Raw genomic sequence first — 11,708 nt, 5'->3', positions numbered from 1 at the left:
TGAGGCTTCAGGTTTTTGATTCTCATTCGTCCTATTAATTGCAGCCTTCAAGGTTGAGACGAAACTCGACCGCAATTTTCCTCAGAAGAACGACTGATGGCCCGACAAATTAAAAAATCCAAGTCCAAACTGTGGTTTCTGGTGCACAGTTGGCTTGCCCTGCCGATCTGGTTCTTTGTCCTGATCGTCTGCTTCACCGGCATGCTTGCGGTGGTCAGCCAGGAGATCGTCTGGCTGGCGAACCCCGACGTGCGTGCCAGCCAACCGGACGACAACGCCGAGCGGCTGAGCTTCCAGCAGGTCTTGAGTGCGCTGAACAAGGCCGAACCGGACATGGCGGTGCGCTTCATCAGCCAGCCGGATGGCTCGCACTTCGCCCTCGAAGCGGCAGTCACCTACCCCGACGGCACGTCGCCGACGCTCTACGTCAACCCCTACACCGGCGCCATCCAGGGCAAGACCCCCGACTTCAACTTCCAGGCCTTCACCCGCGCGCTGCACGGCTGGTGGCTGGTGCCGTTCACCAACGGCTATAGCTGGGGCTGGTACCTGGTGTCGTTGCTTGGCCTGCCGATGCTCGCTTCGCTGGTCACAGGGCTCGTGGTGTACAAGAAATTCTGGCGCGGGTTCTTCAAGCCGGTACGCACACAGCACGGCTCGCGGATCTTCTGGGGTGACCTGCACCGCCTGGCCGGGGTGTGGTCGATCTGGTTCATCGCGGTGATTTCGATCACCGGCACCTGGTTCCTGATCCAGGCCATTCTCGGCGACAACCACGTCACCATTTCCACCGAGCCGATCGTGCCGGTCATCGCTCGCGAACAGGTGCCACAGAGCCCCGACGGCAATCCGGTGCCGCGTATCGACCTGGACGAGGCCGCCCGCATCGCCCAGGAGGCCATCCCCGGCCTGGATATCAGCTTCATCACCCTGCCCGCCACCGCCTACAGCCATATCAGCATGGGCGGGCGTGGCTGGTACCCGTTGATGTTCCAGACCGCCGAGGTCAACCCGTACACCCGCAACGTCGACAGCCAGTTCCTGCTCGGCGACCGCTCGACCCTGGAGTTCGTCACCGAATCCATGCGCCCGCTGCACACCGGTGACTTCGGTGGCCTGCCGATCAAGCTGATCTGGTTCTTCTTCGGCCTGGTACTCACCCTGATGGTGCTCAGTGGCCTGCTGATCTGGACCAAGCGCACTGCCCAAGCGACCGCCGCAGCGCTCAAGCGCAGCGAGCGCCCGGCACGCGTGCGCAGGCATGAAGACACCCCCGTGGAGGCCCAGCCATGAGCCAGACCCAGACTCAAACCCTGCCGCCCAGCGGCCTGAAGCAGTGGTGGCTGAAATGGCGCTTCCACTTCAACATCCTGCTGATCCTCATCCCGCTGGGCTTCATGCCCAAGTACTTCGCCGATGCCAGCCTGTTCCGCGGCGACAGCGGCCTGGGTGCCAACGTAGTCAAGGATATCCAGGTCGACCGCTGGCGCCTGGACCTGGCCGAGTTGCGTGACGAAGCGCCACGCGCCGACGGCCCGGCCGGACACTTCAAGGTGTTCAACGCCGCGCTCTGCCAGACATGCACCGAGGGCGCGAAGGCCATCTACCTGCGCATCGGCAAGCCGCGCAACCTGCGCGCCGCCGGCTCGATCTTCTTCGGCTCGCCCTACCGCATGAGCACCTCGCTGCCGATCCCGCCCCGCACCCGCCCAGACGCCGAGATCTGGATCACCATCGAAGGCTGGGACGGCAGCATGCACCAGGCATCCGTACCGCTGGCCAAGGCATCGCCAGCCACCGTCGCCTGGCTCGAGAAACAAGGAGGCAAATGATGAAACACCTGTTGCGCAGGCTTGCCCTGCCCCTGCTGACCTTCACCGCCCTGCCGGCATTGGCGCACAACCCGATGTGCGACTGCGTATCGGTGGCGGGCGATCAGATCACGTGCACCGGCGGCTTCTCCGACGGTAGCGGCGCGCCGGGCGTGACGCTGGATGTGATCGGCTACGACGAGCAAGTGCTGGTCGGCGGCAAGCTCGGCGACGACTCGACCCTCACCTTCAAGCGCCCCGACGGCGAGTTCTACGTGCTGTTCGACGCAGGCCCCGGCCACGTGGTGGAAGTCGACCATGCCGATATAGGCGCGCCATGAGCCGCGCCCAGGTCATCCGCCCGGCCGGCGCCGGGCATGAAACCCTCTATGTACTGCTGGCTGCTCTGTTGATCGCCGCCGTCGCCGCGACCGTGGTCGGGCTGCGTGGTGAACGGGTCGACGAACAGACCATCGCCAGCCACCAGATCGACGCTCGCCGTGACCTCAACGACGCCGAACAGGGCGTCTACACCGACCTGCACGTGGCCACCGAGGAAATCCTCGCGCTGCGCCAGGAAAACGGCCAGGCGCCCGCTGTGCAGGCACTGGCCGATGATGCGCTGCCGCCCTTCGTCGATGACACCAGCAGTGCCAGCCGGGGCCGCCATCAGTGGCAGTGGCTGGCCAGTGGCGCCTACCTGGGCTCGAGCCAGGACGCCGACGTTGCCGGCAGCTTCCTGCTGATCCTGCCGCAGGCCGACACCACACCGGCCCAGGTGTGGCTACGCCGCGACCGCAGCACCCGGGCCCCCGACGATCTTGGCCAGGCCGCGCTGATCGCCGCCGGCTGGCAGGAAATCGTCAGCCACTACGACGCCGGGGTCACCCGCGAACACCGTCACTGAACCCAAGGACCGCGCCATGCTCCGCTCCGCCCTCGCCTTTCTCCTGGCCTGCCTGCTCCCGGCACTGGCCCTGGCCGACAGCGGCAAACCGCTGCGCATCGGCATCACCCTGCACCCCTACTACAGCTATGTGAGCAATATCGTCGGCGACAAGGCCGAAGTGGTGCCGCTGATTCCCGCAGGCTTCAACCCGCATGCCTATGAGCCGCGCGCCGAAGACATCAAGCGCATCGGCACCCTGGACGTGATCGTGCTCAACGGTATCGGCCACGACGACTTCGCCGATCGCATGATCGCCGCCAGCGAAAAACCCGACATCAAGACCATCGAGTCCAACCAGAACGTCCCGCTGCTGGCCGCCACCGGCATCGCCGCGCGCGGCGCCGGCAAGGTGGTCAACCCGCACACCTTCCTGTCGATCAGCGCCAGCATCGCCCAGGTCAACAACATTGCCCGCGAGCTGGGCAAGCTCGACCCGGACAACGCCAAGTTCTACACCCAGAACGCCCGCGCCTATGCCAAGCGCCTGCGCGTGCTGCGTGCCGAAGCCCTGGCCAAGGTCACCGAGGCACCGGGCGCGGAGTTTCGCGTGGCGACCATCCACGCCGCCTACGACTACCTGGTGCGCGACTTCGGCCTGGAGGTCACCGCCGTGGTCGAGCCGGCTCATGGCATCGAGCCGAGCCCGGCGCAGTTGAAGAAGACCATCGACCAGCTCAAGGCTCTGGATGTGAAGGTGATCTTCTCGGAAATGGACTTTCCCTCCGCCTACGTCGAAACCATCGAGCGCGAATCCGGGGTGAAGATCTATCCGCTGACCCACATCTCCTACGGCGAATACACCGCCGACAAGTACGAGGTGGAGATGAAGCGCAACCTCGAGACCGTGGTCAAGGCCATCCAGGAGAACCGCGCATGACCGCCGCGGCCAACCTGGTCAGCGCCCAAGGCCCGCGCATCGACTTCGCCGGCATCGACCTCACCCTTGGGCGCACGCGCATCCTCGAGCAGGTGAGCTTCAGCGTTGCCGCCGGCAGCGTGCATGCCATCGTCGGCCCCAACGGTGGCGGCAAGAGCTCGCTGATCAAGACCCTGCTCGGGCAGATGCCGCACCAGGGCCAGTTGACCCTGCACTGGCCCAGCGAACGCGAGGTGATCGGCTATGTGCCCCAGGCGCTGGAGTTCGACCGTGGCCTGCCGATGACCGTCGACGACTTCATGGCCGCCATGTGCCAGCAGCGCCCGGCGTTCCTCGGGCTGTCGCGCCGCGTGCGACCCGACATCGACGCCGCCCTGGCCAAGGTCGGCATGCTCGACAAGCGCAAGCGGCGCATGGGCGCGCTGTCCGGCGGCGAGCGCCAGCGTGTGCTGCTGGCCCAGGGGCTGATCCCCGAGCCGCAACTGCTGGTGCTGGACGAACCCATGTCGGCGCTGGATGAAGCCGGTATCCAGGTGTTCGAGCAACTGCTGCACGGCTGGCGCCAGGCCGGCACCACGGTGCTGTGGATCGAGCACGACCTTGAAGCGGTACTGCGTCTGGCCGACCGCGTCACCGGGCTGAGCCGCAAGCTGCTGTTCGACGCCCCGCCCGCACAGGCCCTGACCCCGGAGCGCCTGCTCGGGCTGTTCTCCGTCCACCCGCGCAGCGAGAGCCTTGCCTGATGAGTTATGAAGCCTTCCGCCAACTGGTCCAGCAATGGGCCACCGCTGGCTACCTGCCCGAGGCCCTGGCCTATGGGTTCGTGATCAACGCCCTGATCGCCGGCCTGATGATCGGCCCGGTGCTGGGCGGGCTCGGCACCCTGGTCGTGGTCAAGCGCTTTGCCTTCTTCTCCGAGGCCGTCGGCCACGCCGCCCTCACGGGCGTGGCCATCGGCATCCTGCTCGGCGAGCCCTATACCGGGCCCTACGGCAGCCTGTTCGGCTACTGCCTGCTGTTCGGCATCCTGCTGAACTTCCTGCGCAACCGCACGGGCCTTTCACCAGACACCCTGATCGGCGTGTTCCTCTCCGTCTCGCTGGCCCTGGGTGCCAGCCTGCTGCTGATGCTGGCCGGCAAGATCAACGTGCACATCCTCGAGAACGTGCTGTTCGGCTCGGTGCTCACCGTCAGCCCTCACGACCTGCTGGTGCTCGGTATCGTCGCCGTACTGGTGCTGGCCCTGGCCCTGCCGCTTTACAACCGCATCATTCTCGCCAGCTTCAACCCACAGCTGGCGGCCGTACGCGGCGTGGCGGTGAAGACCCTCGATTATCTGTTCGTGGTGCTGGTGACCCTGGTGACCGTGGCCTCGGTGAAGGTGATCGGCGCCATCCTGGTCGGCGCGCTGCTGGTGATCCCCGCCGCCGCCGCGCGTCTGGTCAGCCAGTCGCTCAAGGGCTTCTTCTTCGCCTCGGTGCTGATCGCCACCCTCAGCACCTTGCTCGGCATCCTGCTGCCGATCGTCTTCGACCTGCCCGTGCCCTCCGGCGCTGCAATTATCCTGGTGGCCGGTGTGTGCTTCGCCCTCGCCGCCCTCGCCCGCGCCCTCGTCCCCCGCCTGCAAGGAAACCCGGCATGAACCTCACGCTCAAACGCCTCACCCTGGCCCTGGTCCTGGCCGGCGCGCCCACCCTGACGCTGGCCGCACAGCCCGCCAGCAGCGCCGCAGCCACGCAAGTACTGACCACCCTGCCGGTGACCCACAGCCTCGCTGTCGCCTTGCTCGACGGCACCTCGGTGCAGCTCAAGCGCGCGGCACCGGCCAACCTTCCGGCCAGCCGCCAGCCGTCGTACTTCGAGGGACGTGGTGGCGCGAGCCTGCAGAAGGATGCACGGCAGGCCACGGCGGTGATCGGCGTGCGCTCGATCTGGCATGACGACCCGCTCTATCCCATGGCGCGGCGCAGCAACATCCGCATCGTCGAGATCGATGCCGCACGCCCGGTCGATGGCGCCCTGCCCGGCATCGCGGTGGATGGCGACAATGCCTTCGCCAGCTATCCCTGGTTGAACCCGATCAACCTCGGACGCATGGCGGATGTGGTGGCCAACGACCTGGAGCGCCTGTCCCCCGCCGACAAGGACAAGATCCAGGCCAACCTGGCCGGGCTCAAGCGACAGATGCTCGAGCTGACGTCCAGCAGCCAGACGCGCCTGGCCGAGGCGGATAACCTCAGCGTGGTGAGCCTGTCGGAGCGTTTGGGGTACCTGGCCAGCGGGTTGAACCTGGATGTGGTTTCGCAGGCACTGCCGGCAGATGGCAAGTGGGACGAAGCAGCGCTGAAGGCGCTGGGAGAGACCCTCAAGACGCAGGATGTGGCGTTGGTGTTGCACCATCGTCAGCCTGAACCAGAGGTGCTCAAGGTGATCGAGGCTGCAGGCGCCAGGTGGGTGGTGGTCGACAGCGATCCGGAGGATACGGTGGCGGGGCTCAGGAACTCTGTCGATGCGGTGGTGGCCGTATTGGTCAAAGGGTAACGCAACGCCTGCTTTGACAGATCAGAGCATGGACCGGCGATCGCTTCGTACAAGCCAAGGCCGAGCACTGGCACCCGCTGCTCGGCCCGCAGTGGCATCTTCATGAGGGCCGCCGGGCCAGGTTTATGTCCCGAGACGGCGCACACCCAAACTGGCGGCTGTACTCGCGGCTGAACTGTGACGGGCTTTCATAGCCGACCCGGTAACAGGCGCTCGACACATCCAGCCCCTCCCCCAACATCAGCCGCCGGGCCTCCTGCAGGCGCAATTGCTTCTGGTACTGCAACGGGCTCATGGCGGTGACGGCCTTGAAACGGTGGTGCAAGGTCGAGCTCCCCAGGTTCGCGATCCGCGCCAGCTCTTCGATGCGCAGCGGCTGGGTGTAGTGGTTGTTCAACCAGTCGATGGCCTTGCTCACGCGCCGGGTCTGCGAGTCGCCCATGGCCAGCTCGTACAGCCGACGCCCATGCACGCCTCGCAGCAAGCGGTAGTGCAGTTCGCGCAGTGCCAATGGCGCGAGCATGCCGATATCCCGTGGCGACTCCAGCAACCGCACCAGACGCAACATGGTTTCCAGCAGCGACACATCGATCTGTTCGAGAAATAACCCGCGCTCGGGCTCATCCGGTACGCCCGCGGGCGGCGCATCGGCGATCACCTGGGCAAGCTCGGTCGGCTCGAAGTCCAGGCGAATGCACAGGTAAGGCGCCTGCGCGCTGGCCGTCAGCACCCGACCAGACACCGGTAGCGTCACCGACACCACCAGGTAGTTGAGGGGGTCGTATAGATAACGGTCCTCGCCCAGGCCCACCTCTTTCTGCCCCTGCACGATCAGGCACAGCGCCGGTTTGTGCACGGTATGGATGATGTCTGACGGCGCATCCATTCGAATCACGTGCAGCGGCGCGATGGCGGTTTCGTAAACGCCCGGAGCGGTAAAGCGCTCGGTCAGCGAGCGGACGAGTTCACCACGGTACAAGGCAGTGGTTTGCAGGAGAAAAGCATCGTTCTGCGCCATTCAAGGGCTCTCGCATGTTGGAATTCGGCGTTGTATCACGGTCTTGGTGTGACGGCAGACCATGAGGGCTACCTGGCGGCGTCGTCAGGGCCAGGCACCCATTGTCCCCCGCGAAAAACACCTGCGTTAGGTCGAAACTGCCGTCGAGTTGCCTGATCCTTCCGTTCCGGCGCGCAGCACGAGGCTGTGCGGATCACCGACACGAATAGGCAAAGGTCGCGCAGGTTTCGGCACGCATCGTACCGCCTCTCAACCTTAGTCTTTTCTCCGTACCCAGCAGGAACGTCTGCTCTCCCTGCAGACGCCTGAATCTTCATGTACAGGAGATACGCACATGTCCAACATCAACGACAAAGTCGTGCTGATCACCGGCGCCAGCAGCGGCATCGGTGAAGCCGCCGCCAGGCTGATCGCTGCCAAGGGCGCTCACGTGGTACTCGGCGCCCGCCGTATCGATCGCCTGCAACAGCTGGTGAGTGAAATCCGCGCCGAAGGCGGCTCGGCAAGTGCCCGCGCACTGGACGTGACCGACCTCGACTCCATGCACGCCTTCGTCGAATTTGCCAAGGCGCAGCATGGCAAGGTCGATGTGATCATCAACAATGCCGGGGTAATGCCGCTGTCGCCACTGAGTTCGCTGAAGGTCGAGGAATGGAACCGGATGCTGGACGTCAACGTGCGCGGCGTACTGCACGGCATCGCCGCGGTGCTCCCGGGCATGGAAGCGCAGGGGCATGGTCAGGTCATCAACATCTCGTCGATCGGCGGGCTCTCGGTCTCCCCCACCGCCGCCGTGTATTGCGCGACCAAGTACGCCGTCCGGGCGATCTCTGATGGCCTTCGCCAGGAAACCGACAAGATCAGGGTGACGGTGGTGTGCCCTGGGGTGGTGGAATCGGAGCTGGCCGACACCATCACCGACGACACTGCCCGCGAGGCCATGAGGACGTTCCGGCGCGTGGCGCTGGAGGCCGATGCGATTGCACGGGCGCTGGTCTATGCCATCGAGCAGCCGGATGATGTCGATGTCAGTGAGCTCGTGGTGCGACCGACTGCCAGTCCTTATTGAGGACGCCTGAGCGAAGGGGTGTGGGTCGATGGGGTGGATGCAGAAAGCTGTTCATGAGGCGTCCGCCGCCGACTGTTACAGGCTATCGAGCTGATCTTCTCAGCGCTGCTGACTACACCGCTCAACCCGCCCCCTTCGCGGCTCCATGCTTGCGAGAAAAGCCCTGGTATCGCGGTTGGAGCGCAAGCACACCACCCGGCAACCCGCGGGTGCGCTTGCCGCAAGTTGCTCCATCTTCATTCGCGCCGAGCGTCTGGTCTGCCACATGAAGTTGAAGAACGCCGGCAAGTTGGCCAGCCGCTCCGGGCAGTCGTGCGGCAGGTCCGGCCGGGACTGCCCGTGATAACGCAGCGCTCTGCTCAGCACCCGCCAGAAGCGCAGCGACGCCGAACGATCGATCCAGATCAGAAGATCCGCACGAGCCAGTCGATTGCTCCAGGTGGTTGAATGGCCGCCTTCGAATATCCAGCGATCACGCGCCTCGACCTCATGGCACAACCGTGTCTTCTCGTCTCGGCTTCGCTCGACCCAACCGGACTGCCAGTGAATGGTGTCGATGTGCACAACCGGCAGCCCCGTGCATTCGCCTAGTTTGCGCGCCAAGGTGCTCTTCCCGGAGCCGGGTTGGCCGACAATCATGATCCGTTGCATCGAAGCTCCTTTTCGCCATGCATGTTGAATGGGGCGCGCGATTCTACGGAAATGTCCGGCAGCGTCAACCCAAGGAGCGGGCAAGCCAATCACGGCGTGTCATCTCCCATATCTCGACCTCAAGCGGCCCGGAGACGAAATGCCCGTCGCGCCTGTCCACCAGGCGCATGCCTTCATGCTCCGACACTTTTCGAGAGGCGTGATTGGCAACGGCCTTGGGCACCTGCATGACGGGGCGAGACAATGTCTCGAACCAATAGGCGTTGACCACCCGGCAGGCTTCACGCATGTAGCCCTGCCCCCACCACTGCGGCGCAAGCCAGAAACCCCGGTTGTTTCCAGGTTGGTCGTACAGGCTGATGCTGCCGATGATGGGTTGTTCTTCGCCGCGCAGGCGGATCATCCAGTGCCATTCACGGCCCGCGGCCATGGCCGGTAGTGCCATGTCACGCACGTAGACCAACGCGCCGTCTTGCGGATAGGGCCAGGGCACACGGCGATCGAGATAACGGACCACCTCCCACTGGGGAAACAACTGCTGGATCGCTGGCGCGTCTTCCAGTTGAAGGGGGGTGAGCACAAGGCGTTCTGTATACAGCGTCGCGAGGCAATCCATGGCGTTCGTTCCTGAGTACCGTTATGCCGAGGCCTTGATGGTCCGGGATTGATCCGCCGGTGTCGAGCGCAGAAGGAGTGAATCAGCGCGACGCATTCACCGCGTCGCTGCAGGGGGCAGTGGCGCCGGTATCACTTGCACCTGTCCATGCTCCACCCCGCGCTCGACCATCAATTGACGCGACAACTCGCCGATACGCCCACTGGGGCCCTGAAGCACCGAAACCTCCAGGCAATGTCCTGCATCCAGGTGCACGTGCAGCGTCGAGCGGGTCAGGTCGTGGTGCGCGTGCAACGTCTGGTTGAGGCGCTTGGGAAGCTCACGCGTGGTGTGGTCATACAGGTAGCTGACCACCGCCACGCAGGGGTCATCTTCCGGCAAGGCTTCGGCTTCGCGCAGGCCGTTGCGCAGCAGGTCGCGGATGGCCTCCGAACGCCCTTGATAGCCCTGCGTTTCAACCCGTCGATCGATCAGACCGAGCAGCTCTTCATCCAGAGTGATGGTGATCCGTTGCATTTTCACTTCCAGTAAGATGATTTTTAATAGACATCATACCCACTGCTCTTTAGCCTACGGCCTCCATCGAAGTGGGGGACGCAGTGTGAAGCAGCAGCCTGGCAAACGAAAGCCTGCCCTGTGGGGCATTGTTCTTCTCGCGATGAGCGCCTTCGCGCAGGCCGCCACCCCCACGGCGCCGGGTCAGACACTGGTGTACTCCTGGCCGGTCAACGCCGGCCCCATTGACCCGCGCGGATATGCGCCGAATCAGATGTACGCCCAGGCCATGGTCTACGAACCGCTGGTGCGCTACACCCACGCCGGCACCGTCGAGCCGTGGCTGGCGACGGGCTGGAAAGTGTCCGAGGACGGCAAGACCTACACCTTCACCTTGCGCGACGGCGTGCGTTTCAGCGACGGTACGCCGTTCGATGCCGCGGCCGCCAAGGCCAACCTGGATGCGGTCCTGGCCAACAGCCAACGCCACCGCTGGATGGAACTGGTCAGCACCCTCGACCATCTCGAGGCCCCCGATCACCTGACCTTGCGCCTGGTGCTCAAGCACCCTTACTACCCGACGCTGATGGAGCTGGCCCAGGTCCGCCCGATGCGCTTCGGCGCCCCTGCAGCCAAGCCCGGCCAGCCAGTCGGGACCGGGCCCTGGATGCGGGTCGAGTCGCGCCTGGGCGAGTTCGACCGCTTCGTGCGCAACCCTTTCTACTGGGGGCCGCAACCGGCCTACGGCGAAGTCATGGTGAAGGTCATTCCCGACCCCAACAGCCGTGCCCTGGCCTTGCAGGCCGGTGAAATCGAGCTGATCCAGGGTGCCGCCGGCGAGATCAGCGCCGCCACCTTCGTGCGCCTGCGCGACCAAGGCTACGCCACTGCCCTGTCGGCGCCGTTGGCTACCCGCACGCTGGCCATGAACACCGGCCGTGGCGCCACGCGCGACCTGGCGGTGCGCCAGGCGATCAACGAGGCGGTGGACAAGCAGGCGATCATCGACAAGATCCTCTACGGCCTGGAACCGCGGGCTGACACCCTGTTCGCCAGCAACATGCCGTACTCGGACATCGGCCTGAAACCTTATCCATACGACCCTGCACAGGCCAGGCAGGCGCTGGAGTCCGCAGGCTGGACACTGGCCCCCGGTGCCAGCGTGCGCAGCAAGGGCGGTGAGCCGCTGTCGATCGAACTGGTGTTCCTCGGCACCAGTGCCTTGCAGAAAAGCCTGGCTGAAGTCCTGCAGGGCGAGTTGGCCAAGGTCGGTATCCATGTCGAGTTGCGGGCCGTTGAAGAAGGCGCCCTGGTGCGGCGCCAGCGCGAGGGTGACTTTGACATGATCTTCGCCGACACCTGGGGCGCCCCGTATGATCCGCATTCGTTCGTCAGCTCCATGCGTTATGCCGGCCACGCCGACTACATGGCCCAGCGCGGGTTGGCGATGAAGGATGAACTGGACCGGCGCATCGGCCAGGTGCTGGCCAGCACCGACGAGCAACAACGCGCCGAGCAGTACCGCTTCATCCTGACCACCCTGCACGAGCAGGCGGTGTACTTGCCCATCTCCCACCTCACCGCCATCAGCGTGCACCGCGATTCGGTCGATCACGTCGAATTCGGCAGCACCTTGTTCGATGTGCCCTTCGAGGCCATGACCCCCAAGCAGGCCCACTGA

General features: G+C 64.8%; 14 protein-coding genes. 10 read left to right on the top strand and 4 right to left on the bottom strand.

What is annotated here, in order from left to right; all coding sequences use genetic code 11:
- Positions 1–96 precede the first annotated feature (96 nt).
- Genes APH44_RS14180 through APH44_RS14145 form a run of 8 tightly spaced genes read left to right on the top strand, consistent with a single transcriptional unit; the run spans position 97 to position 6,178 of the window.
- Positions 97–1,293, top strand: a complete 1,197-nt coding sequence (locus APH44_RS14180; protein WP_054893236.1) for a PepSY domain-containing protein — start codon at positions 97–99, stop codon at positions 1,291–1,293.
- Positions 1,290–1,832, top strand: coding sequence for a hypothetical protein (locus APH44_RS14175; protein WP_054893235.1), 543 nt, complete (start codon positions 1,290–1,292; stop codon positions 1,830–1,832). Before APH44_RS14180 ends, APH44_RS14175 begins: the two co-directional genes overlap by 4 nt.
- Positions 1,832–2,152, top strand: coding sequence for a hypothetical protein (locus tag APH44_RS14170; protein WP_054893234.1), 321 nt, complete (start codon positions 1,832–1,834; stop codon positions 2,150–2,152). The genes APH44_RS14175 and APH44_RS14170 overlap by 1 nt, the downstream gene beginning before the upstream one ends.
- Entirely contained in the window at positions 2,149–2,718 is a 570-nt protein-coding gene (locus APH44_RS14165) for a DUF6162 family protein (RefSeq protein WP_054893233.1), read from the top strand. Before APH44_RS14170 ends, APH44_RS14165 begins: the two co-directional genes overlap by 4 nt.
- Before the next feature lie 16 nt (positions 2,719–2,734).
- Complete coding sequence (locus APH44_RS14160; RefSeq protein ID WP_054893232.1) at positions 2,735–3,637, top strand: metal ABC transporter substrate-binding protein; 903 nt, start codon at positions 2,735–2,737, stop codon at positions 3,635–3,637.
- Positions 3,634–4,380 carry a metal ABC transporter ATP-binding protein gene (locus APH44_RS14155; protein WP_054893231.1) on the top strand — a complete coding sequence of 249 codons (747 nt, stop codon included), beginning with the start codon at positions 3,634–3,636 and terminating at the stop codon, positions 4,378–4,380. Before APH44_RS14160 ends, APH44_RS14155 begins: the two co-directional genes overlap by 4 nt.
- Positions 4,380–5,279 (top strand): metal ABC transporter permease, encoded by a 900-nt coding sequence (locus APH44_RS14150; protein ID WP_054893230.1) that lies wholly within the window; start codon positions 4,380–4,382, stop codon positions 5,277–5,279. The genes APH44_RS14155 and APH44_RS14150 overlap by 1 nt, the downstream gene beginning before the upstream one ends.
- Positions 5,276–6,178, top strand: coding sequence for a metal ABC transporter solute-binding protein, Zn/Mn family (locus APH44_RS14145; RefSeq protein ID WP_054893229.1), 903 nt, complete (start codon positions 5,276–5,278; stop codon positions 6,176–6,178). The genes APH44_RS14150 and APH44_RS14145 overlap by 4 nt, the downstream gene beginning before the upstream one ends.
- Positions 6,179–6,278: 100 nt before the next feature.
- Here APH44_RS14145 and APH44_RS14140 read toward each other — a convergent pair whose 3' ends face one another.
- Complete coding sequence (locus APH44_RS14140) at positions 6,279–7,196, bottom strand: AraC family transcriptional regulator (RefSeq protein WP_054893228.1); 918 nt, start codon at positions 7,194–7,196, stop codon at positions 6,279–6,281.
- 334 nt (positions 7,197–7,530) lie between these two features.
- Here APH44_RS14140 and APH44_RS14135 point away from each other — a divergent pair, with 334 nt between their 5' ends.
- Positions 7,531–8,265, top strand: coding sequence for an SDR family oxidoreductase (locus APH44_RS14135; RefSeq protein ID WP_054893227.1), 735 nt, complete (start codon positions 7,531–7,533; stop codon positions 8,263–8,265).
- Between the two features lie 99 nt (positions 8,266–8,364).
- Here the strand turns inward: APH44_RS14135 and APH44_RS14130 are convergent, their stop codons facing one another.
- From APH44_RS14130 to nikR, 3 genes are all read right to left on the bottom strand, one after another.
- Positions 8,365–8,916, bottom strand: coding sequence for an AAA family ATPase (locus APH44_RS14130; protein WP_054893226.1), 552 nt, complete (start codon positions 8,914–8,916; stop codon positions 8,365–8,367).
- A gap of 64 nt (positions 8,917–8,980) precedes the next feature.
- The gene (locus tag APH44_RS14125) at positions 8,981–9,532 is read right to left on the bottom strand and encodes a GNAT family N-acetyltransferase (RefSeq protein ID WP_054893225.1); all 552 of its coding nucleotides are present in this window, start codon (positions 9,530–9,532) and stop codon (positions 8,981–8,983) included.
- Between the two features lie 96 nt (positions 9,533–9,628).
- Complete coding sequence (gene nikR, locus APH44_RS14120) at positions 9,629–10,048, bottom strand: nickel-responsive transcriptional regulator NikR (RefSeq protein WP_054893224.1); 420 nt, start codon at positions 10,046–10,048, stop codon at positions 9,629–9,631.
- 142 nt (positions 10,049–10,190) lie between these two features.
- Between nikR and nikA the strand changes: the two genes are divergently transcribed.
- Positions 10,191–11,708 (top strand): nickel ABC transporter substrate-binding protein, encoded by a 1,518-nt coding sequence (gene nikA, locus APH44_RS14115; protein ID WP_371105623.1) that lies wholly within the window; start codon positions 10,191–10,193, stop codon positions 11,706–11,708.

It is taken from the genome of Pseudomonas sp. NBRC 111143, assembly GCF_001320965.1.
Lineage (GTDB): Bacteria > Pseudomonadota > Gammaproteobacteria > Pseudomonadales > Pseudomonadaceae > Aquipseudomonas > Aquipseudomonas machongensis.
Note: the sequence above shows the minus strand (reverse complement) of the source record. Positions and strands in the feature narration are given on the sequence as shown.